The sequence below is a fragment of the Pseudomonas syringae group sp. J309-1 genome, from assembly GCF_032582135.1.
GTDB lineage: Bacteria > Pseudomonadota > Gammaproteobacteria > Pseudomonadales > Pseudomonadaceae > Aquipseudomonas > Aquipseudomonas quasicaspiana.
Genome location: NZ_JAWHNU010000016.1, coordinates 57,120 through 79,583 on the forward strand (window position 1 = coordinate 57,120; position 22,464 = coordinate 79,583).

The window sequence follows — 22,464 nt, forward strand, 5'->3', positions numbered from 1 at the left end:
ACTCACCCGCGCCCGGCCGCCGAGCCCCCAGGTACCCCGCCCAGCGATGCGTGCGTGTCACCCAACCCCCCATCGCCGGCCTCGTAACCTCGGTGAGCGCCTACAGGTCGAATATTTGCTGCACGACAGTCAGGACACCAGGGCATTTTATGTATAGCCAATAGCTACCAGTCAAAGACCACCCACCCAAAACAGTGCATTTATACGACAATAAACACTCAGTCGACTCTATCAACTTGCAAGTTCTAAATTTTTAATACCGCTGGTCAACTTTCTGGAACGGTACTTCTTTTCAATTGCTCTCTTTCCTGTGGCCACAAAGATGACCACACAGCCGTTTTGGCCAAGATAAAGTTGAGGAATAACTCCATGTTTTTACATAACCGACGTTTGCAATACACCGTGCGCGTGGCAAGACCAAACCCGGGTTTGGCGAATCTTCTGCTTGAGCAATTTGGTGGAGCTCAAGGTGAACTGGCGGCAGCAGCGCGCTACTTCACTCAAGCCCTGGCCGAAGAAGATCCAGGCCGTAAAGACTTGCTGATGGACATCGCCACTGAAGAGCTGAGCCACCTGGAAATCATTGGCTCGATCATCTGCATGCTGAACCGTGGCGGCAAAGGCCAACTGGCTGAAGGCGTACAGGAAGAAGGCGAACTGTATCGCGCTATCAACGGTGCCGGTAACGATTCGCACATCACCAGCCTGTTGTATGGCGGCGGCGCGCCACTGACTAACTCGGCCGGCGTGCCATGGACTGCCGCTTATGTCGACACCATCGGCGAACCAACGGCGGACTTCCGTTCCAACATTGCCGCCGAAGCACGGGCCAAGATTGTGTATGAGCGCCTGATGAATGTGACTGACGATCCAGGTGTCAAAGAAGCGCTGGGCTTCCTGATGACTCGGGAAATTGCTCACCAGAAGTCGTTCGAAAAAGCACTGCACTCCATCCAGCCTAACTTCCCGCAAGGCAAGTTGCCCGGCATGCCTGAGTTCACCAACGTGTACTTCAACCTGTCCACTGGCGGCCCGGATGTGCGCGGCCCATGGAACGAGGGTGAAGAGTGGGAATACGTCGAATCGCCAGAGCCTGCGGTGGATGGTGGCGACGGTAGTGCGTCTGTCGTGTTGTCAGATGAAGATGAAGATGTGCTGCTTGATATGAAAACCCGAACCATGTCCGATCCGGAGTCCAACCCGATCACTGCGGCTGATCTGGGCTCAGGTTTCGTGCAAGGCAAAGACGCTTGATCGTTTGAACAATCGCTGGCCCAAACCCCGAACTGATAAGGAGGTAACCATGGCTTTAACTGGACATTCGCCCCGACAGGATCTGGAGACACTTGAGACTGCACCCGCTGTATTTGACTCAACGCTAAAACGTTTTGATCAGCAGGCCGTTATTCTCAAACGTGGTTTTCAGGTGAACCAGACCTTGAAGAGTCTGCGAACGCTTGGGCAACTGACCCGAGAACTTCAGTCGCATTCAACCAGTGGTTATGCGGCAATCAGCTATCGGGCGGGTAAATAGCCAGAGTCGCTGCCCCAGAGTAAACACCCCCAGAGTAACAACCAGTGAAGCACCGCAAAAAAAGAGCAGGCTCCTCAGCGGGGGCTTGCTCTTGTTTTTTCTGCACTGCCTGGAAGGCATCAGGCGGTATAACGGTGCGGCCGATGGTTCACCGCGATGATCAGGTTCAGCACGATGGCACCGGCGATGGATGCCAACAGTATCGGCAGGCTGACGAGGTAGAGCGAACCCAGCACCACGAGTACGTCTACAACCATCTGCAACTTGCCTGCGCGCAGACCAATGCGGTCTTGCAGGTACAGCGCTAGAATATTGATACCGCCCAGGCTTGCCTTGTGCCGGAACAAAACGATGAACCCCAGGCCCATCATGATATTGCCGAATAGCGCTGCGTAGATCGGCTGCAACTGGTCGATATGGATGAACCGCGCGTGCAGTTCGGAGAATATCGACACCAGCGCCACCGAGCAGAAGGTCTTGATAGTAAACGCCCAACCCATTCGGCGGATGGCCAGGTAATAGAACGGCAGGTTGATCAGAAAGAATGCCACGCCGAATGACAAATGGGTCGCATAGCTGATCAGGAACGCGATCCCGGCGCTGCTACCGGTCACACCGCCCACCTGACGCAGCATCATCACCCCAAAGGACACCATCAACGTGCCAATGACGATCGCAAATATGTCTTCGAACATGGAGTGCTTGACGGTCTGAGTGGCGGCGATCTGGGTCATGACGAACTCTTGAAAAGTGTAAGGACGAATAGCTGGCCAACAGAAAACCGCCAACCAAAGCGCGCACAGATTACCCAATAAAAGATCGATGTGCGCGCTAAATAGATAGATATGCGTATATCACGCACTCACAAGCATAAAATGCACTGTTTATGCGCCGGATCGCACTGCCGTGGTGCATATTCACACGCTTGCCAAATAGCCCACCGTTGCCGGGATGAATGGAAATCCCTTGAGTGCGAATTCATTCGCGAAGGCGGTGTGTCAGACGCAGATGTTTTGCCGGATAAACGCCTTCGCGAATGAATTCGCTCCCACGAAAAACAGTGCAGTCAGATATTTACGCGGTGAAAACACATCCCTGTGGGAGCTAATTCATTCGCGAAGGCGGTGTGTCAGACGCAGATATTTTTGCCGGATAAACGCCTTCGCGAATGAATTCGCTCCCACGAAAAACAGTGCAGTCAGGTGTTTTTGCATGAATACACATTGAAATAGGGGCAGATAACGACCCCGCAACAATGGCAGCGACGGTGATTGTCAGGCAGGATTACGGCCGCCTTATGACTTAACTTTCGAGTTCTGCCCTCCATGAATAATAAGAAACTTTGCATCACCGCTACCCTGCTGCTGGGACTCTCCGGCACCGCCCTGGCTGACGATTCAGGCTCGCATCTGGACAAGGTGCTGCAGTCCGGCGAGCTGGCTGTCTGCACCACGGGTGATTACAAGCCCTATACCTTCCTGCGCGAGGATGGCGAATATGAAGGCATCGACATCGAAATGGCCCGCTCGCTGGCGCAGAGCCTTGGCGTGAAGGTGCAGTGGGTGCCGACGACCTGGAAAACCCTGATGCCGGACATGCTGGCCGGTAAATGCGACGTGACCATGGGCGGTGTTTCGGTGACGCTTGAACGCCAGAAGAAGGCGTTCTTCAGCAACACGCTGGACGTTGACGGCAAGATCCCGTTGACCCGCTGTGAAGATCAGGCGTTGTATCAAACCATCGAGCAGATCAACAAGCCCTCGGTACGCCTGATCGAGCCAGCCGGTGGCACCAATGAAGCGTTTGTGCGCGCCCACCTGCCTGCGGCGCAACTGGCCTTCCACGACAACAAGACGATTTTCCAGCAACTGCTGGATAAGAAAGCCGACGTGATGATTACCGATTCGTCCGAGGCGCTGTATCAGCAGAAACGCATGCCCGGGCTGTGTGCGATCAACCCGACGCGCTACATGCAATACGGCGAGAAGGCCTATCTGCTGCCACGGGACGACACCACCTGGAAGGCCTATGTCGATCAATGGCTGCACCTGAGCAAGGCAACCGGGACGTATCAGACCGTGGTCAGTCATTGGCTGGCGGTGCCGGGGCAGTAAGAAGAGCGTTCATCTGTAGGAGCTGCCGAAGGCTGCGATCGCGGTATGTCAGGATAAATGCTTCGCAGCCTTCGACAGCTCCTACAGGGTTTGAGTGGTTGCGCACTTGCGCGACATGGCTCCGTTCTTGCTTTGTCCGCAGCATCACTCCAACCCTCGAGCTTCTCCTCCTATGAAAAACATGAAACACAGCGCTACCGCCGCCCTGCTTTTCGGGCTGTCGGGTTTTGCCCAGGCACAGGAACTGCCGTCGCATCTGGACAAGGTGTTGCAAGAGGGAAAACTCGCGGTGTGCACCACCGGTGATTACAAGCCGTATTCTTTCCTGCGCGAAGACGGTGAGTACGAAGGCATTGATATCGAACTGGCCCGCTCTCTGGCGCAAAGCCTCGGGGTGAAGGTGCAATGGGTGCCGAGCACCTGGAAGACGCTGGTCCCGGATATGGTCGCCGAGAAGTGCGACATCGCCGTGGGCGGGATTTCGGTGACACTGGAGCGCCAGAAGAAGGTGTTCTTCAGCAGCACGCTGGACGTCGATGGCAAGATTCCACTGGCCCGTTGTGAAGATGTGGCGCTTTATCAAACCCTCGAGCAGATTAACAAGCCGTCTGTACGCGTAATCGAACCGGCCGGTGGCACCAACGAGGCCTTCGCCCGTGCCTTCTTGCCGAATGCGCAGTTGGCGTTCCACGACAACAAAACCATTTTCCAGGAGCTACTGGATAAAAAAGCTGACGTGATGATCACCGAAGCTTCCGAAGCGCTCTACCAGCAGAAGCGCATGCCGGGTTTGTGTGCGATCAACCCGACCCAGTCTCTGCAATACGGTGAGAAAGCCTATCTGCTGCCACGTGGCGATGTGGCCTGGAAAAGCTATGTCGATCAGTGGCTGCACTTGAGCAAAGCCACCGGTGCTTATCAGAAAGCAGTGGGTAACTGGCTGGCAGTGCCGGGGCAGTAAAACCCGAAAAACCGGTAGGAGCGAACTTGTTCGCGAGAGGCTTGACGCGGTGTATCAGACACGCTGCCTCGCCAACAAGTTGGCTCCTACCGGTTTGGTGTCTATTGCAGGCCACAGTTATGTCAAAGACACTACGACGTGCTTCTGACCTGTCGGACCTGCCAGATGAAAACCAACAAAACCATCACCCGTGCGTTCTGTGTCGAGCTCCAGGAGGAGTTGTCGATCAGTGCTGCGCGCCGGGAATACTTTTCTCAGGAAGAACCTCGGCAGCGTTTTGAGTTTCTCTGTTCGAGCGAACCCTGTCGCAGACTCGGGGCGAAGATTACGGGCGTGCGTTACGACGTGAAGCCGCAGGACAATCCGACGTTTGTGTCTGCTCACTTTCGCGCTAACCCGCACTCCGATCATCATCCCGATTGTGAGTGGATCGATGAGCAGGCAGAAGAAAATCAGCCGCCCGCTGATAGCGAAGAAACCGAACCACAGACGCGCATCCGCAAGGCCAAACGCAAGCTGGATGACTATATCGACGTCTTTGATCCAGCCATCAAGACGCCGGGCGCAGCAAAAACCAAAGAAGCCAAACCTGCTGCTGTTGCCGTAGAGGCAGCGGATGAACCTATTTCCGTTAAGGCTCCAGCAGCAAAGCCTCCTCGCGACAGCGAAACCCGCACCAACAACCTTGAACGTCTGGTCGACAGCTATCGCCAGGCCAAAGCGCAGTTATCCGCCGATGACTTCAAGCTGCTGACCCTGAAGATTCCTGGCCAGGGCGAGCTGACGCTGCGCTCCTACTTCCGGCATATCAAATACGCGAAGCTGGGCGATAACGGTCGGGTGCTATACGGCGGCGGTCTGGTGGAGCGCTATGGGCTGGGGTTCAAGTTCAAGTTCTTCGACCGGCTTGAGGGCAAGCTGGTGACGCTGTATGTGTCGCCTGCGCAGATGAAAGCCTACCGCTCCAGCCGATACATCAGCGAACTGCTGAGCCATGCCGAAGAGGTGAAATTCTTTACGGTGTATGCGCTGGGCGAAGTGAGCGAGAGCCCGTCGGGCAAGAGCCTCAGTTTGAGCGTGGAAGACTTGCGGCACCTGGTGATAGTGCTGGGGCCGGCGAAGGAGACAGATTCCACGAAATAACGGAGATCTGTAGGAGCTGCCGAAGGCTGCGAAAGCGGTCTGTCTGACACAGCCTCGTTCGCAGCCTTCGGCAGCTCCTACAGGTTTACATCAAACCTTGACGATCCAGCCTGCTGGCGCTTCAACGTCACCGGACTGTACGCCGGTCAGTTCTGCGTAGAGCTTGCGGGTCACCGGGCCGACCTCGGTTTCGCTGTGGAACACATGCAGCTTGTCGTTGTACGAAATCCCGCCGATTGGCGTAATCACCGCAGCAGTGCCGCAAGCGCCGGCTTCTTTGAAGTCCGAGATCTTGTCGATAAACACATCACCTTCCACGACCTTCAGGCCCAAACGGCTCTGCGCCAGTTCGATCAGCGACAGGCGAGTGATGCCCGGCAGCACGGAAGGCGACTTGGGGGTCACAAACACGTCATCGTGAGTAATCGCAAAGAAGTTAGCCGAGCCGACTTCTTCGATCTTGGTGTGGGTTTGCGGATCCAGATAAATGGCATCCGCGAAGCTCAGTTTCTTGGCTTCGGAACCTGGCATCAGGCTGGCGGCGTAGTTACCGCCGACCTTGGCTGCGCCTGTGCCTTGTGGCGCTGCGCGGTCATAGCCGGAGATCACGAAGTTGTTCGGCTTCAGACCACCTTTGAAGTAGGCGCCAACCGGAATGCAGAAGATCGAGAAAATGAACTCGGGCGCAGTACGCACGCCGATGTTGTCACCCACGCCGATCACGAAGGGACGCAGGTACAGCGCGCCGCCGGAACCGTAAGGCGGGATGAAACGCTCATTGGCAGCAACGACTTTCTTGCAGGCTTCGATGAATACGTCAGTCGGCACTTGCGGCATCAACAGGCGACCACAGCTGCGCTGCATGCGCAGGGCGTTCTGGTCAGGGCGGAACAGGTTGATCGAGCCGTCCTTGCAGCGATAGGCCTTCAGGCCTTCGAAACACTGCTGGCCGTAGTGCAGCGCGGTGGAGCCTTCGCTGATGTGCAGCACGTTGTCTTCAGTCAGCGAGCCTTCGTCCCATGCGCCATCGCGCCAGTGAGAGAGGTAGCGCATATCAGTTTTGATGTAGTCGAAACCCAGAGTGTCCCAATTAATGCTGTCGTGACTCATAACGCCCTCTTTCATTTAGCGGCTGCCTGGACGAATCAGGCAATGGCCGTATTCTGCCAGATCATCCGCGGCTTGCGGCCTCAAATACGCATAAACCTTGATACACCTTCAATCTGACGAATTCTCTCCACCGGCGTCAGGTGTCAGGCAATCGGTGAACAGCTTGTGCAGCGGCAGATCGCGCTGGCTACGGCGCATCATCAACACCACTTCGCGATGAAAGGTCAGGTCGCCCAGGCTGATGACCCGCACCCTGGCTTCGCGCTCCAGCCAGAGCCCGGCCCGAGGTATCAGGGAAATGCCCAAACCGCTTTCGACAAACTTGACGATAGCGTCCAGCTCGTCGAGTTCCAGCGCGACGTGCACCTCGATCTGCTGCTCACGCAAAAACCGCGTGACCTGACGTCCACCGAACGAAGCGCGGTCGTAGCGCACGTGCGGCTGCCCGGCCAACAGCTTGAGTGGATCGGTCTCGTCGACATCCAGCGGCACAATCAGCACAAAGGGCTCGGTTTCCAGCACCTGCACATGCAGTTCTTTGGGCAACTCGAAGGGCGGCTTGATAAGGATCGCTACGTCTAGCTCACCCGCGTCCAGCTGACTCAGCAGGTTGAGCGACACGCCAGGCACCAGCTTGGCCTCCACCGCCGGTGCGCGACGCCTCAGCCTTAACAACGCTTGAGGCAGAAATCCGGTTTGCGCGCTGGCAATCGCGCCAATCTTCATTTCGCCGCGATACTCATCCGGGTCCACCGGCGTCGACATGCGATTGAACAGCTCGAACATTTCTTGAGCCAGAGGCAGCGCGCGAACGCCAGCGGCATTGAGAATCGCCTGACGCCCGGTGCGATCAAACAAACGCACACCCAAGGCCTGTTCAAGGTTCTTGATCTGCGAACTGACAGCTGACTGGGTCAAACCAATGTGCATGCCCGCCGCGGCGAAGGTGCCATAGCGGGCCACGGCGATGAAGGTCTTCAATTCACGCAGCATAAGCCATCCGATTGATCGATTTTATTTGAGCTGAGCAGTGAATATATCTGCTTTGCATAAATTTATTCTTATCTAAAATCAATCCATCTTCCATAGCCTTTGCCTCATAAAAAAAGGATGACTACCGTGAGCCTCGCCCCTTTCCATTTAGCTATTCCCGTCCACGACCTGGCCGCCGCCCGCCATTTCTACACCAATATTTTCGGCTTCACCGAAGGCCGGTCCAGCGATCATTGGGTTGACTACGATTTCTACGGCCATCAACTGGTGATTCATGAGCACCCGAAAACCGCCTCGCAAGAATCGGCAGGCACTAACGTGGTGGACGGCCATGACGTGCCCGTTCCGCATTTTGGTGTGGTATTGAGCTGGGAAGACTGGGAAACCCTGGCCGAGCGTCTACGTTCGCAGAGCATCAAGTTTGTGATCGAACCTTACGTGCGCTTCAAAGGCGAAGTCGGTGAGCAAGCCACCATGTTCTTCTTCGACCCGTGCGGCAACGCGCTGGAGTTCAAGGCGTTCAAGGACATCGGTCAGTTGTTCGCCAAGTAATCAGGTTTATGGCGGGGGCTGCCAGTCGCACTCGTGACAGTAGCCTTCACACCTGAAGTGGTTATTTTGACGCGTGATAAACACCTCATCGAACAGGAAGCGATTAAGGCCATTAATTTGACATCAAGTGGTGCTGCGTTAGGCTGACCCTGTTTCAGACAAACAGGACTCCTTCGCCTTCTTTGATGAGCAGATAGCCATGGATACGGGCATCAACGCAGCAACCTGCTCTATCGCAACCACTCCTGATCGCCGCCTGATGCTGTTGCTGTTCTGCCTGCCAGTCACTCTGCTGTTGCTGAGCATACTGGTCATCAACGGCGGCACGTTGATGTATACCCTCGATGATCCATATATCCATATCGATCTGGCCAGGCGCATCTTCAGCGGTCATTACGGCATCAATCCCGGCGAATATTCGGCACCGTCGTCGAGCATCCTCTGGCCCTTTCTCCTGGCGCCTTTTACCCCTCTCAGCGGCTTGATGCTGTGGGTGCCGCTGCTCCTGAACATCGGTTTCTCCTTTCTGACCTTTTCGCTTTTCAATCGACTGCTGTCGGGTATCAGCTCTGCCCATCGGTTCTTCATTCTGGGCGGATGGTTTCTCGCGACCAACTTCTACGGGCTGATCTTCAACGGCATGGAACATTGCCTGCAGATTTATCTGGTGGCGGTAATTGCAGTGGGCGTGCTGCGCAAAGAGTTTTACGGCAAACAGATCACGAGCAACGGCGTCTACCTGGCCATCCTGCTATTGCCACTGGTGCGTTACGAAGGGCTGGCGGTGTCTCTTCCGGTGTTGCTCTATTTGCTGTGCAAGAGTGAGCGTCTGAAGCCGCTGGTCTGCGGAGTCGCACTGGTCGGTATCGTGGCGCTGTTCTCTCTGTTTCTGGCCAGGCTGGGCGTTGGCTACCTGCCCTCCTCTGTTATCGCCAAATCGGACACGACCGGGCTATCGTCCATCGTCATGAATGCCATTGGCCAGTTTGAAAAGTATGGCTGGATCATTCTCGCGATGCTGGTCATGTGTGCCTTCATGCCGAACCGCAAACTGCTGGTCATGCTGCTGATTACGGTCACCGCGCTGCATACCCTGTTTGGCAAGAATGGATGGTTCGGGCGCTATGAAATCTATTGGCTGACATTTCTTGGGGTGTTTTTCCTGCACCTGTGCCTGACCCATCTCAAGGCGCGCACCACAGCAATCATCTTCGGCCTGCTACCACTGGCGTTCGCGCAACTGGTGTACACCACCCTGAGCACACCGCTAGCGTCAGCAGCGGTCTATAACCAGCAGTACCCGATGTCACAGATCGCCCAGCGGCTCAACGCCCCTGTGGCAGTCAACGATCTTGGACTGGTGGCGCTGAACTCCAGACAATACGTGCTGGACCTCTGGGGCCTGGGCAACCTTGAAGCGCTGAAACTGCGCAAGTCCGAAAGCGGCCCGCAATGGATAAAGGATTTGATGGATCGCAAGAACGTCCACTATGCCTTCGTTTACGAAGAGTGGTTCCCCGAACGCCCGGACAACTGGATCAAGGTCGGCGAACTGCAGATGCACATCCCTAAAATCGCTACGGCGTTCAACCACGTTGCTTTTTATGCGACCGACGAGCAATCAGCGCAGACACTCAGGGAGGTGATGCAGGCTTATGCGCTGGAGCAGCCGACGGGGAAGTATGAGTTTTGGTTTGAGAATTGAGTGAGAGGTGAAACGCCAGAAATAAAAAACCCCGCTGCTCAAACGAGCAACGGGGCTTTCTGTTTTCAGACTAACTGTGGATCAGAAGGCGTAAGTCACCAGCAGATCTTTGGTTACCTGAAAGTCCACCGACATCATGAAGCTCAAAGCGCTGATGGTGAAGATGGAGAACACGAACAGCTTGCGGGCCCAGACGGTGTCATCCACCGCCTTGTAGCCTTTCCAGGCCATATACAGCCAGTACATACCCATGCCCGCAGCAACCGCCAGATAGTTGAGCCCGGCGTAACCGCCGAAGGTCAACATCAAGGTGGTGACCAGGAACGCCAGGATGTAGAGCAGGATATGCCGCTTGGCGACCTTGATACCGCGCTCAACCGGTAGAACCGGAATCTTCGCAGCCAGGTAGTCATTGAAACGGAAAATCGCGATGGCATAGGAGTGCGGCATCTGCCAGAGGCTGAACATCACCAGCAGGGTCAATGCCGCAAAGTCGAAGCTGTTGCTCACTGCGCAGTAACCGATTACCGGAGGCATGGCCCCCGACAAGCTACCGATCAATGTGCCGTGTACCGACTTGCGTTTGAAATACAGGCTGTAGAAGCCGACGTAAATCACGAAGCCGATCACGGCGAGCATCGCTGCGAGCGGGTTGGTTTTGGTGTAAAGCAACCCCACCCCGCCAACACCGAGAATCGTCGCGTAGAGCAAGGCCAGTCTCAGTGAGACCAGGCCTTGTACCAGCACACGGTTCTTGGTGCGCTCCATCTTCTGGTCAATGTCACGATCGATGCAGTTGTTGAATACACAACCGGATGCCACGACCAATGAGGTGCCTATGACTGCGGCCAGGAACATGCCGAAGTCAATTTGCCCTTTGGAGGCCAGAAAAAAGCCACCTGCCACCGAAAGCACGTTACCGAAAATGATCCCCGGCTTGGTGATTTGGATAAAGTGCTTAAGGGACATCAGGGTTACCTCATTTAGCCATCATGACGGTGTGGATGCTGAACATGATCCACAACGAGAGGCCGACCAGCAGCACGATGACCATCGCAGTGAACGCAAAAGCGAACACGTTATTGCGCTGGGCAACCGAACGATCAAGGTGCAGGAAGTAGCGCAGGTGAACCAGAACCTGCACCACAGCGAACAACAGGATAGTGATCAGCGTCGCTGACTTGGACATGACCGGGTACATCACAACGCCGAACGGGATAGCAGTGAGGATCACGGACAGGACGAAGCCGATCACATAGTCCTTTACGCCATTGCTATGGTCGTCAGCAGAGGTATGCGCGTGTGCGTTAGCCATTTACAAAGTCCCCATCAGATAAACAACGGTGAAGACGCAAATCCATACCACGTCCAGGAAGTGCCAGAACAGGCTCAGGCAGCTCAGACGGGTAGCGTTGGTCGACGTCAGGCCGCGAGTCTTGACCTGATACATCATGATGCCCATCCAGATCAGGCCGCTGGTCACGTGCAGACCGTGCAGGCCTACCAGCGCGAAGAAGCCAGACAGGAAGCCGCTACGGCTAGGGCCATAACCTTCAACGATCAGGTGATGGAACTCGTAGATTTCCATCGCGATGAAGCCGGCACCGAACAGGAAAGTGAGGGCCAACCAGCCCAGCACTTGACTCTTCTTGCCCTTGTGAACGGCCAGCATCGCAAAGCCGTAAGTGATACTACTGAACAACAGGAAAGCAGTTTCGACGGCTACGAATGGCAGTTCGAAAATGTCGTGTCCCGAAGGACCGCCTGCAACGTTGTTTACCAACACCGCGTAGATCGCGAAGAAGGATGCGAACAACACGCAGTCGGTCATCAGGTAGAGCCAGAAACCGTAAACGGTCATCGGCCCCGCATCGTGGTGATCATGCCCGTGATCACTGTGATCGTGGGCATCTCCTGGATTCAATACTAAGTTCGACATGTTTAAACCTGTTCCAGTGTGGATTTGCCAGGCGTGTATGCACCCTGAGCCACGAGGACCTTGTGCTGCTCACCTTCGATACGCGCCACTTCTTCAGCGGGCACCATATAGCCTTGATCGTCACGTGCGGCGTGGATGACGAACGAAACAACGGTCGCCGCCAGGCTGGCGATAGCCAACCACCAGATGTGCCAGATCATGGCAAAACCGAACACTGTCAACAGCAGACCCATTACCAGGCCAGTCGCAGTGTTGTTCGGCATGTGGATCGCCGAGTAGTGAGCCGGTACGTTGTAAGCAACGCCATCACGCTTGGCCGCGGTGAATGCATCCAGCTCGTCGGCTTTAGGCAGTTCAGCGAAGTTGTAGAACGGTGGCGGCGAAGACGTCGACCATTCCAGCGTGTGGCCATTCCATGGGTCGCCAGTCAGATCAAGATTCTCTGGCTTGTTGCGGTCACGGATACTCACGAAGATCTGGATCAGTTGGCATGCGATACCAACGGCGATCAGCATTGCACCGAACCAGGCGATGTCCAGGTACAGGTTCCAGGCCGGGTTGTCGGTAGTGTTCAGACGACGAGTCATACCCAGGAAGCCCAGGAAGTACAGCGGCATGAACGCGACGAAGAAACCGAAGAACCAGCAGTAGAACGAAGCCTTGCCCCACTTCTCGTTCAACTTGAAGCCGAACGCTTTAGGGAACCAGAACGCGAAACCAGCGATGTAACCGAATACCGCACCGCCGATGATGACGTTGTGGAAGTGAGCGATTACAAACAGGCTGTTGTGCAGCACGAAGTCAGCACCCGGGATCGCCAACAGAACGCCGGTCATACCGCCGATCGAGAAGGTGATCATGAAGCCCAGGGTCCAGAGCACTGGCGCGGTGAAGCGCAGACGGCCCTGGTAAATGGTGAACAGCCAGTTGAACAGCTTCACACCCGTCGGCAGCGCAATCAGCATCGTTGCCAAACCGAAGAAGGCGTTGACGCTGGCGCCAGAACCCATGGTGAAGAAGTGGTGCAGCCAGACCATGAAGCCGAGGACGGTGATACCGCCGCTGGCGTAGATCATCGACTTGTGGCCGAACAGACGCTTGCCGGTAAAGGTAGAGATGACTTCGGAGAACACACCGAACGCCGGCAGTACCAGAATGTAAACCTCAGGGTGACCCCACGCCCAGAACAGGTTCACGTACATCATTGGGTTACCGCCCAACTCGTTCGTGAAAATGTGGAAGTCCAGGTAACGGTCCAGAGTCAGGGCTGCCAGGGTGGCAGTCAGGATCGGGAACGAAGCAACGATCAGGATGTTAGCGAAGGTGCAGGTCCAGGTGAAGATCGGCATCTCCATCAGCTTCATGCCAGGCGTGCGCATTTTCAGCACGGTGACGAGGAAGTTGACACCCGTTAACGTCGTCCCTAGTCCGGATAGCTGTAGCGCCCAGATGTAGTAATCAACCCCCACTCCAGGACTGTAGGCAAGCCCGGACAATGGCGGGTAAGCAACCCAACCGGTTTTAGCGAACTCGCCGACACCCAGGGAAATGTTGACCAACAGTACGCCGGACACCAGGAGCCAGAAGCTCAAGGAGTTCAGGAACGGGAAGGCAACGTCACGGGCACCGATCTGCAGCGGCACGACGATGTTCATCAGGCCGGTGAAGAATGGCATCGCCATGAAGATGATCATGATCACACCGTGAGCGGTGAAGATCTGGTCATAGTGCTCAGGCGGCAGATAGCCTTCGGCACCATTCTGGGCCAAGGCCAGCTGGGTACGCATCATCACGGCGTCGGCGAAACCGCGCAACAGCATGACCATGGCAACCACGATGTACATCACACCGATTTTCTTGTGGTCGACTGACGTCAGCCATTCAGTCCACAAGTAGGTCCACTTCTTGAAGTAGGTGAGTGCCGCAACGAGCGCGATACCACCCAAGGCGATCATCGCCAGGGTGATCATGACTATCGGCTCGTGATACGGGATCGCGTCCAGACTTAATTTACCAAACATCGTTTACTCCTCTGCCCCAGCAGCTGAATGCTTACCCTTGCCCATGTCCATCACTTTCTCACCCACGTTGGCGTCCGACTCGCGTGCAGTACCTTCCTGCTCGTGAGGGTTCACCTTGCCTGGCTTCATGCCTTCGTACTTGTCGATGACGGCATTGAACAGGTTCGGAGTGACTGCGGAGAACAGCTCGACCGGGTTACGCTCGCTCGGTTTGAGCAGAGCAGCGTATTCCGAAGCTTCAAGCTTTTTAGGTGAACTCTTGACTTCGGCGACCCAGGCGTCGAAATCCGCCTTGGACGTTGCAATTGCCTTGAACTTCATGCCGGTGAAACCCGCGCCACTGTAGTTGGCGGAGATACCGTCGTATTCGTGATTTTCGTTAGAGATCAAGTGTAGCTTGGTCAGCATGCCAGCCATGGCATAAACCTGGCCGCCCAGACCCGGAATGAAGAACGAGTTCATCACCGAATCAGAGGTAATCTTGAAATTCACCGGAGTATTGGCTGGGAAAACGATCTTGTTGACCGTTGCGATGCCTTGTTCCGGGTAGATGAAGACCCACTTCCAGTCCAGCGAAACCACCTCGATGGTAATCGGCGGCACATCGGACTCGATTGGACGATACGGGTCCAGAGCGTGAGTAGACTTGTAAGTGATGTAGCCAAGAAACACCAACAGGACCAGCGGAATGCCCCAGACTGCGGCCTCGATCTTGGTGGAGTGCGACCATTCAGGCGTGTAAGTGGCGTCCTTGTTGGTGGCACGATATTTCCAGGCGAAGATGATGGTCAGGAAAATGACCGGAATCACCACGATCAACATCAACAGCGTTGCGGTGATAATCAGGTTGCGCTGGTCGAGCCCTATTTGCCCTTTAGGATCGAGCAGAGGCACGCCCTCGCAACCACTGAGCAAAAGCATGCTGAAAAGGGCCAAGAAGCCAAAAAACCTGGGGTACCTTTTTTTACTCATCTCACGACCTCTAAAAGCAAAAGCAGCTTGCGGGTGCAATTGGTTTTCGACCGCCAACACCGAAACCTGCCGTGTTGGCATATTTTTTGGATTGAACAAAGCCTGTCACGACGCATGCAAAGCGTAACGACAAATCCATATTTATCTTTAATTTCTTGTTCGAATGCGTGGCATCACGCCCGGAATACGGGCCAACTCCCTTTGGTGCATGCATTCATGGTACTTCAGAGTCCGACTGGCACTACGGCACAGCCTGCGCAAAAGGCGCTATTTGACCTCGAAAATGCTCATCACTGGGTAAGCCAGCGGGGCAAGTGCGGGGATTGTAGATATCTAGAAATTTAATGACTATGTTTTTTTTAGCAACAGTTTGTATCAGGATCTGTAAAAATCGACAAACAGCTCACGAATTTTTCACAAAAAATGCCCCTTTCCGTAGGGGCACTTTTTCCTTACAGGCCCTGTAGCCCGCGGTATTTCCGACGGTTACGAATGATGCCGATCGGCACCAGTACGACGGTCAAAACGAACGCAACCAGAGCCCACTGCGCGAGGGACAATCCGAGGACTGGCGGATAAGGGGTCGTGCAGAACCCGCTGACCTGGAACCCGATCGGGAACATCGAGGCCAGTGGCAGGCCGTCGACAATCGGTTGCAGCACATCGATGCCACAGCTCTCGGTAGGATGCGAAAGGATGTAGACATGGCGGCCTGCGGCAACAATCCCGCCTATTGCGCTGAGCACTACCAGTGTTTCCAGCGCAGTGATGCTGCGGCGGCCCGGCATGGCCGCGCCGATGAAGGCGAAGATGGCGATGAACAGCAGCGCATAGCGTTGCAGGATGCACAGCGGGCAAGGCGCCTCGCCCAATACGATCTGCATGTACAGCGCCCCGCCGATCAGCGCCAGGCAGATAACGCCCAGCAGGACCAGAAAGCGCTTCTCGCGTTTTAGGTACAACATGTTGTCGCTCATTCACTTACCTTTCGAAAGGGTGTCCATTGGGACCGTTCGATCAATGCCGGGGGACTTGATGCCAGCACCCCGAGGGCAGACACCGGATTGTAAAGGCTCAACGCCCTGGTCGCTCGCGATAATCATGGTCCGTGACAGACAACTCAAGCCTGTACCCGCCATATGGGCATATTTGGCCGCCCGGTGGTGTTGGTTGCGCCAGTTCAATGCATGAGCAACTGCATTGCGCAGGACGAACAGCATCCTTCTATATATAGAAGGATGCGGCTATTTGTCGCAGCCGGTAGCATCGGTCCATCCCTGTAGGAGCTGCCGAAGGCTGCGATAGCGGAGTGTCAGGCAGTACGCTATCGCAGCCTTTGGCAGCTCCTCCAGAAAAGGCATCTCCATTCAAGGACCAAATCGGGACAAACCGCATCCTTCTATATATAGAGGGATGCGGCTATTTGTCGCAGCAGGTAGCATCGGGCCATCCCTGCAGGAACTGCCGAAGGCTGCGATAGCGGCAGGTCAGGCAGTACGCTATCGCAGCCTCCGGCAGCTCCTACAGAAAGCAAACGGAGCGTATTTTGCTTATCGGCGGCAGCCATGCTTGAGGAAAACGCATTCCTCGGGAGCCCTCTTCTATATATAGAGGAGCGCGACTATTTGTCGCACCTCACTCCAAGGCAGAAGCCGGACCAAAAAACTCGAAGCGACTTTGCTTTTCCGGCACTCCTGCGATTTTGAGCTGGCGTTTGATGACCTTCATGAAAGCCTTGGGGCCGAGGAAGTACGCATCCACATTTCGCTCTTCGGGTAACCAATGCTCCAGGCGCGATTGATCAAGCAGGCCAAGTGCATCTGCCGCCGGGCTGACACCGTCATCTTCGGCGTAGCAGTAAAAACGTTTGAGCTGCGGATACCTGACGGCAAGTCCGTCAACCCAGTCGCGAAAGGCATGCACGCTGCCATTGCGGGCGCAGTGGATGAAATGCACCGGACGCGATGTTGTGAGTGCAGCTTCGAGCATCGCCAGGGTTGGGGTGATGCCCACTCCCCCGCTGATCAACACCAGCGGCTTGTCGCTGGCTGTCAGGGTGAACTCGCCCGAGGGTGGAAACAGGTGCAGGCTGTCGCCCACTTGCAAGTGATCATGCAGATAGTTGGAAACCTTACCGCGAGGCTCGCGTTTAACGCTGATCCGGTACTGGTTATTGCCCGCCACCGCTGACAGCGAATAGTTACGGCGCACCTCCTCATCGGCAATCTGTAATTGCACCCCGATGTACTGGCCCGGCGCGAATTCCAGCAACTGCCCACCGTCTGCGGGCCGCAGGTAGAACGAGGTGATCTCCGAGCTTTCAGCGACTTTGGCTGCCAGCGTGAATTCACGCGTACCACGCCAGCCGCCAAGGGCCTGCGCCTTTTCTTCATAGATTGCGTGCTCGGCGCCAATCAGCACATCCGCGAGTTGTTGATAGGCACGACCCCAGGCCTGCAGCACCTCTTCAGTGGCGACCACATCACCCAGCACCTCGCGGATAGCACTCAGCAAGCAACGACCGACAATCGGGTAATGCTCCGGCAGGATTTGCAGGGCGACATGCTTGTTGATTATTTTTGTCAGCAAGCCACCCAACTGCTCCAGTTCATCAATGTGCCGGGCATACATCAGCAAACCATTGGCCAGAGCTCTGGGCTGATCGCCACTGGCCTGATGCGCAGGATTGAACAGCGGCCTGACTTGTGGATACTCATCGAGCATCTTTTTGTAGAAGTGAGTCGTCAACGTTTCGCCCCCGCTTTCCAGCAGTGGGACGGTGGCTTTGACAATGACGCGATCCGAGGCGGTCAACATGATGTACTCCTTGCAGAAAGGCGTTGAAAAAAGTACTCATGCCGTATCAGAAACCATGCCAGAATTTCAGGCTTTTAAAATCAATGAGTTAGCGGTTATTAGTCAAATAGACTCCAAAAGAAAAGCGGTCATTATGACTACACGAGGTCTTAATGACTCATCGCTGTGAGCTTCATCCAGTCCGCTGTCGACATGTCGACTGGATCAGGCAAATCCGGTTAGCGCACAAAAAACCCTCAAGCGTGCCTGTACCGGGTCGATAACCTGTTCAGAGAAGGCTATTTGCTGCTTACTGCGGCAAAACTTTTATTGCCAGAAGGTTTTATATGTCCACCAAGAACGTCCGAGCAGATTCACTTTCGCTGCTGCTGTTCACATTACGCAGCGGCAAGTTGATGGCGATCAACCTGCTGAAAGTCAGCGAAATCATCCCCTGCCCTGCCCTGACACGACTTCCCGAATCGCACCCGCACGTCAAAGGCGTCGCCACGCTGCGAGGAGCCTCGCTGTCGGTGATCGACTTGAGCCGGGCCATTGGTGAAAGACCTTTGGTCGACCCGGATGGCGGCTGCCTGATCGTTACTGACGTCAGTCGTTCGAAACAGGGGCTGCATGTTCAGGCCGTCAGCAAGATCGTGCATTGCCTGACGACTGATATCCGCCCACCGCCCTTTGGTGCCAACGGCAGATCGTTCATCACCGGTGTCACTCAGGTCGATGGCACGCTGGTGCAGGTACTGGATATCGAAAAAGTCATCCACGGTATTGCCCCGGCGCAGATCGTTGCACAGCCGGATGCGCTGACCATGGAAGAAGCTGAACTGCTGGCTGCCACCCGCATTCTGGTGGTCGATGACAGCCAGGTGGCGCTGCAGCAATCGCTGCTCACACTGCGCAATCTGGGTATCGATTGCCACACGGCCCGCAGCGCCAAGGAGGCCATTGACGTTTTGCTCGAACTCCAGGGATCTCCTGCGCAGATCAACGTGCTGGTTTCCGACATCGAAATGTCCGAGATGGATGGCTACGCTTTGACCCGCACACTGCGTGAAACGCCTGACTATCAAGACTTGTATATTCTGCTGCACACGTCGCTCGACAGCGCCATGAACAGTGAGAAAGCCAGGCTTGCAGGGGCCAATGCGGTGTTGACCAAGTTTTCCTCACCTGAGTTGACCCGCTGCCTGATCGTCGCTGCACGCGCGGTCAAGGCTCAAGGCGCATGAGTGTGATGGACCGCCTCGGCGGTTCAGACCGGCATTGGTGGCTGATGCGCCGTGATCTGGGAAATCTGGCCCCGGCACAAACATGGCCCGGTCATATCCAGATCACGCCGTTCACCTTCGAAGACGCCCCTGAAGCTCACGCTCTGTTGTTGCAGGGGCATGCCGACGATATACGGATGCCCGAGTATCAAGACTGGGTAAACGACTGGCGAACCGATCCCGAATACGATCCGACGCTGTGCTTTGCCCTCCGGGATGAGCAGGGAATGGTCGGGCTGATTCAGGGCTGGACCAGCGCCTTCATCAAGGATCTGGTCGTACACCCCCGTGCCAGAAATCAAGGCCTGGCGCTTCAGTTGCTCAACCATGTATTCAACATTTTTCGGCAGCGAGGCGAAGCCTGGGTGGACCTCAAGGTCATGGAGAATAATCTGGCCGCGCGCTGCCTGTATGAGAAGGCAGGCATGCGCTACGTCCAGCGCCAGGAAACCGATCAGGCCTGATCTGGCATACTCCATCATCAATCGATGTTCATGGAGAACGACAATGAAAGCGTCCACCTTCCTGCTGATCGCCTCGGCGACACTTGCCAGCCAGGCCAATGCTTCCAGCACAGACGCCTGGAAGGCACTGGACAAGGCGGTTATCGACAGCTGCATGAAAGCCAGCCAGCTCAAAGAAGTGCGTGCTGTCGGCAAGGCGGGGTTTGACGACCATGTCGGGTACGAAGCGCTCATGCTCAGAGGCCGTTACCCACAGCCGCATATGAAAAACCAGCCCGGAGCCGAGCTGTGCCTTTACAACCGAACGAGCAAGAAAGCCACGGTCAGTGAGTGGACCGAGCTTCCCGCCACTGTGAAAAAGTAAGCATCGCGCTCGCTGGCTCACAACTTGCTTCGAACACCGTCTCAGTCGTGCCGGCAGCTCTGGTTTCTGTCGCGTTCGACGTCTGTCATGACGGACCTTTATTGCAATGAATACGCGATACTCTTGCACCGGTTGCGGCCGCTGCTGCAGCGACCATCATGTGCCACTCACTCTCGGGGAATCCCTGCAATGGGCGGCTGACGGCGGTTCGCTGATCATCCTGATCGAGGCATTTCTGGCTGATGGCTACGGCTTGCCAGAGGGTCAGTTGACTCACGCGACACGCCGCTCGACGCTGGTCCAGAGTGGCGTGACCCAGGCCCAGGTCGCGATCACTTTCGCAGCCTATAACAAAGGACCTTGTCGGAATCTTGACGCAGACAATCGCTGCGGCATTTATGAGCGGCGCCCGCTGGTATGCCGTATCTACCCGATGGAAATCAACCCGCACATTCCACTACGCCCCGAGGCCAAGGACTGTCCGCCCGAGGCATGGGAACAAGGACCGGATTTGATCGTCGGCGGCCAGTTGGTCGATACCGAACTCAGCCGCCTGATTGAGCAGTCTCGCCAGGCTGACCGGGAAGACATCGGTGCCAAAGAGGCGATCTGCCAACGACTGGGGATTCGCGCCACGGCCTTGAAAGGCAATGGTTTCGTTGCGTACTTACCGGATATGGATGCCTTTGCCACTGCTGTCATGGACCTGGTGGACAACACCGATGCGGCCCCGACAAGCAATGGCTGGACCTTTCATGTGGCAGGCGACGCCGTGATCGAGACACTGAATTTGGCTGGGGCCGAACTGGCGACGGGCGAGCCTGCGGGTTACATGTTCATACCGCTGCAGGCGGGTTGATTGCCCTGAGAGGTGAAGCATCTGTGGGAGCGAATTCATTCGCGAATAAGGCTTTCCAATTTCTGGCTATGCAGTGGAATCACCGACCTCTTCGCGAATAAATTCGCTCCCACGATTAATCTCATTCCAGGGCGAATGATTTGATCCTGTTTAACGTTTGCCCATCGACTTTCGAGTCCCGTGGGGAGCGGCGCCCGGGATTTTGTTATGCCCGTGCTTGTTCGACTTCTGATACCAGGGCTCGTCTTTTTTCGATTGCGCGAAGTCAGCGGGCTTGAAAGGGAAGCTGAACGCAGGGATCGGTGCTTTCTTATCCGCAGCCGAATCCTCGGCGACGACGTTTTCAGGAGCCGGTGTTGAGTCAGTAGATGTCATGAAAAGCTCCAGAAATTGGCAATCAGTCGTCGAAAGGTCGCGCAGCATACCTGAATCATTTGCCCTCCGCCTGCACCGGGCCAAGCCTCTCATCGGCTGAGGCTACTTGTAGAACAGATCGACCATTACTTCGGCCTCGAATGGCCCGGCTTGAGGGTTGTTTTTCTGCCAGACCAGCTCGGCATTGAAGTCGACAGTCGCTGCCTGGTTATCGTTGAGTAGATCGGCAAGATGAAAAGGTTCGTTGTAGCTCAACACCGAATCATCACGGGCTTTCAAAATGCGGATACCGACACCGTCGTTGGCGGCAGGGATCAGGTAGACCCCTGACAATCTGCCACTGACCGGCTTGAAGCGCGCGCCCAGACTGAACGGCGAATCACAGGTGCGTCGGGTGACAAGCGAAAACGGACGGCGCTCAATGACCTTGCCTACCGCAACCTGCTGAATGCCGATGTGGCCGAAATCCAGGGTTTCAGGCACCACCTGCAACTGTGCATCACACGCCACAAAGCGCAGCCCGTTCAGGTTATTGATGCGGTAACTGAGGCTGTGATCCGGCAGAGGATTAAGCCCCTTGCCACTGTCGAGCTGGAATAACCGGTAATCAAGCAGATCACTGGCGATACCGGAATGAGGGGTCGGCCCGAACTTCTGAATGAACACGGAGAACGCGAGATTGAATCGGGCCTTGGGGCAGGCACCGATGTTCTCCGCGCCCTCGTGACAAACAGGCAGGTACTGGCCGGTACTGATTCGCCCGCTGCTCTGCGAATGATCGACTCCCGCCAACGTGAGACCGGCGCGAATGCCCTGGCCTATCTTCAGGTTGTCCGGGTTGAGGTAGAGGAAAATTTCCTCCTGCGCTGATAGCTCGCCGTCCTTGAAGCACTCGACCTGAAGGTCCATCCGTTCAGAGCGCCAGACAATATCCCCGTCGGGCGCGCTGGCCGGGATAGCCACGCTGCTGTCCAGATCGCCACGAACCACCGTTTCCCCCGCGCCCTGGGTTTTGCAGATCATTGCGAAGCTGGTAGCGGGGGTAAATAACAGAGCAAGCAGAAACAATACTCTGCAGGAGCCGCCCAGTCGCCAAGGCGCCCCGCTGTTGCGGGGCAAACTCGGTTTCATGTGGGAGCGGTGCTTGCCCGCGATAAAGGCGACGCGGTCTGAAGGATAAAACGCGGTGCCCTCATCGCGGGCAAGCACCGCTCCCACTTCAAAATCGCATCTATTCAGTGATTTATATTTTGCTTTATAGGAGCGCACTTCCACA

The 22,464-nt window shown here is 55.7% G+C and carries 24 protein-coding genes; 12 read left to right on the forward strand and 12 right to left on the reverse strand.

Annotated features, from left to right (window positions below; all coding sequences use genetic code 11):
• The first annotated feature begins 369 nt into the window (after positions 1–369).
• Together RX972_RS11710 and RX972_RS11715 are read left to right on the forward strand one after the other, a co-directional pair.
• Positions 370–1,254, forward strand: a complete 885-nt coding sequence (locus tag RX972_RS11710) for a manganese catalase family protein (protein WP_027901015.1) — start codon at positions 370–372, stop codon at positions 1,252–1,254.
• Between the two features lie 49 nt (positions 1,255–1,303).
• Complete coding sequence (locus RX972_RS11715) at positions 1,304–1,534, forward strand: hypothetical protein (RefSeq protein WP_316875474.1); 231 nt, start codon at positions 1,304–1,306, stop codon at positions 1,532–1,534.
• A gap of 119 nt (positions 1,535–1,653) precedes the next feature.
• On the opposite strand, the gene RX972_RS11720 is transcribed toward RX972_RS11715, so the two are convergent.
• The gene (locus tag RX972_RS11720; RefSeq protein ID WP_099267596.1) at positions 1,654–2,268 is read right to left on the reverse strand and encodes a YitT family protein; all 615 of its coding nucleotides are present in this window, start codon (positions 2,266–2,268) and stop codon (positions 1,654–1,656) included.
• A gap of 591 nt (positions 2,269–2,859) precedes the next feature.
• Here RX972_RS11720 and RX972_RS11725 point away from each other — a divergent pair.
• The 3 genes from RX972_RS11725 (at position 2,860) to RX972_RS11735 (ending at position 5,752) form a co-directional block, all read left to right on the forward strand.
• Positions 2,860–3,648, forward strand: a complete 789-nt coding sequence (locus tag RX972_RS11725; protein ID WP_027901017.1) for a transporter substrate-binding domain-containing protein — start codon at positions 2,860–2,862, stop codon at positions 3,646–3,648.
• Between the two features lie 172 nt (positions 3,649–3,820).
• Positions 3,821–4,609, forward strand: coding sequence for a transporter substrate-binding domain-containing protein (locus RX972_RS11730; RefSeq protein WP_316875477.1), 789 nt, complete (start codon positions 3,821–3,823; stop codon positions 4,607–4,609).
• Between the two features lie 165 nt (positions 4,610–4,774).
• Entirely contained in the window at positions 4,775–5,752 is a 978-nt protein-coding gene (locus tag RX972_RS11735) for an ATPase (protein ID WP_316875479.1), read from the forward strand.
• 90 nt (positions 5,753–5,842) lie between these two features.
• On the opposite strand, the gene RX972_RS11740 is transcribed toward RX972_RS11735, so the two are convergent.
• Both RX972_RS11740 and RX972_RS11745 read right to left on the reverse strand, forming a co-directional pair.
• Positions 5,843–6,862 carry a branched-chain amino acid aminotransferase gene (locus tag RX972_RS11740; RefSeq protein WP_099267593.1) on the reverse strand — a complete coding sequence of 340 codons (1,020 nt, stop codon included), beginning with the start codon at positions 6,860–6,862 and terminating at the stop codon, positions 5,843–5,845.
• 108 nt (positions 6,863–6,970) lie between these two features.
• A complete protein-coding gene (locus RX972_RS11745; protein WP_316875483.1) occupies positions 6,971–7,855 on the reverse strand; it encodes a LysR family transcriptional regulator in 885 nt (294 codons plus the stop codon).
• Positions 7,856–7,981: 126 nt separating this feature from the next.
• Between RX972_RS11745 and RX972_RS11750 the strand changes: the two genes are divergently transcribed.
• Both RX972_RS11750 and RX972_RS11755 read left to right on the forward strand, forming a co-directional pair.
• Positions 7,982–8,407 carry a VOC family protein gene (locus RX972_RS11750; RefSeq protein WP_316875486.1) on the forward strand — a complete coding sequence of 142 codons (426 nt, stop codon included), beginning with the start codon at positions 7,982–7,984 and terminating at the stop codon, positions 8,405–8,407.
• A gap of 199 nt (positions 8,408–8,606) precedes the next feature.
• Complete coding sequence (locus RX972_RS11755; RefSeq protein WP_231666088.1) at positions 8,607–10,112, forward strand: hypothetical protein; 1,506 nt, start codon at positions 8,607–8,609, stop codon at positions 10,110–10,112.
• Between the two features lie 81 nt (positions 10,113–10,193).
• Here RX972_RS11755 and cyoE read toward each other — a convergent pair whose 3' ends face one another.
• The 7 genes from cyoE to hmpA form a co-directional block, all read right to left on the reverse strand.
• Complete coding sequence (cyoE, locus tag RX972_RS11760) at positions 10,194–11,081, reverse strand: heme o synthase (RefSeq protein WP_027901026.1); 888 nt, start codon at positions 11,079–11,081, stop codon at positions 10,194–10,196.
• Between the two features lie 10 nt (positions 11,082–11,091).
• Complete coding sequence (cyoD, locus tag RX972_RS11765) at positions 11,092–11,427, reverse strand: cytochrome o ubiquinol oxidase subunit IV (protein WP_027901027.1); 336 nt, start codon at positions 11,425–11,427, stop codon at positions 11,092–11,094.
• Positions 11,428–12,051 (reverse strand): cytochrome o ubiquinol oxidase subunit III, encoded by a 624-nt coding sequence (locus RX972_RS11770; RefSeq protein WP_027901028.1) that lies wholly within the window; start codon positions 12,049–12,051, stop codon positions 11,428–11,430.
• A 2-nt stretch (positions 12,052–12,053) separates the two neighbouring features.
• Positions 12,054–14,072, reverse strand: a complete 2,019-nt coding sequence (cyoB, locus tag RX972_RS11775; protein ID WP_099267590.1) for a cytochrome o ubiquinol oxidase subunit I — start codon at positions 14,070–14,072, stop codon at positions 12,054–12,056.
• 3 nt (positions 14,073–14,075) lie between these two features.
• Positions 14,076–15,044: a ubiquinol oxidase subunit II gene (cyoA, locus tag RX972_RS11780; protein ID WP_027901030.1), complete on the reverse strand. Its 969-nt coding sequence runs from the start codon at positions 15,042–15,044 to the stop codon at positions 14,076–14,078.
• Between the two features lie 452 nt (positions 15,045–15,496).
• Positions 15,497–16,021 carry a disulfide bond formation protein B gene (locus RX972_RS11785; protein ID WP_099267589.1) on the reverse strand — a complete coding sequence of 175 codons (525 nt, stop codon included), beginning with the start codon at positions 16,019–16,021 and terminating at the stop codon, positions 15,497–15,499.
• Positions 16,022–16,679: 658 nt separating this feature from the next.
• Positions 16,680–17,861 (reverse strand): NO-inducible flavohemoprotein, encoded by a 1,182-nt coding sequence (hmpA, locus tag RX972_RS11790; protein ID WP_316875491.1) that lies wholly within the window; start codon positions 17,859–17,861, stop codon positions 16,680–16,682.
• On the opposite strand from hmpA, the gene RX972_RS11795 reads away from it, so the two are divergent.
• The 5 genes from RX972_RS11795 to RX972_RS11815 all read left to right on the forward strand — a co-directional run bounded on the left by RX972_RS11795 (position 17,860) and on the right by RX972_RS11815 (position 20,813).
• Complete coding sequence (locus RX972_RS11795; protein ID WP_316875493.1) at positions 17,860–18,030, forward strand: hypothetical protein; 171 nt, start codon at positions 17,860–17,862, stop codon at positions 18,028–18,030. The genes hmpA and RX972_RS11795 overlap by 2 nt on opposite strands.
• A 157-nt stretch (positions 18,031–18,187) precedes the next feature.
• Positions 18,188–19,087: a chemotaxis protein gene (locus tag RX972_RS11800; protein WP_027901033.1), complete on the forward strand. Its 900-nt coding sequence runs from the start codon at positions 18,188–18,190 to the stop codon at positions 19,085–19,087.
• On the forward strand, positions 19,084–19,590 hold the full coding sequence (locus RX972_RS11805) for a GNAT family N-acetyltransferase (protein WP_255879116.1): 507 nt from the start codon (positions 19,084–19,086) through the stop codon (positions 19,588–19,590). Before RX972_RS11800 ends, RX972_RS11805 begins: the two co-directional genes overlap by 4 nt.
• Positions 19,591–19,633: 43 nt before the next feature.
• Positions 19,634–19,954 (forward strand): hypothetical protein, encoded by a 321-nt coding sequence (locus RX972_RS11810; protein WP_099267586.1) that lies wholly within the window; start codon positions 19,634–19,636, stop codon positions 19,952–19,954.
• 106 nt (positions 19,955–20,060) lie between these two features.
• Positions 20,061–20,813, forward strand: coding sequence for a YkgJ family cysteine cluster protein (locus tag RX972_RS11815; protein WP_316875496.1), 753 nt, complete (start codon positions 20,061–20,063; stop codon positions 20,811–20,813).
• A 150-nt stretch (positions 20,814–20,963) separates the two neighbouring features.
• On the opposite strand, the gene RX972_RS11820 is transcribed toward RX972_RS11815, so the two are convergent.
• Together RX972_RS11820 and RX972_RS11825 are read right to left on the reverse strand one after the other, a co-directional pair.
• The gene (locus RX972_RS11820) at positions 20,964–21,188 is read right to left on the reverse strand and encodes a hypothetical protein (RefSeq protein ID WP_263272241.1); all 225 of its coding nucleotides are present in this window, start codon (positions 21,186–21,188) and stop codon (positions 20,964–20,966) included.
• Between the two features lie 102 nt (positions 21,189–21,290).
• A complete protein-coding gene (locus RX972_RS11825; RefSeq protein ID WP_316875538.1) occupies positions 21,291–22,319 on the reverse strand; it encodes a fimbrial protein in 1,029 nt (342 codons plus the stop codon).
• Between the last annotated feature and the right edge of the window lie 145 nt (positions 22,320–22,464).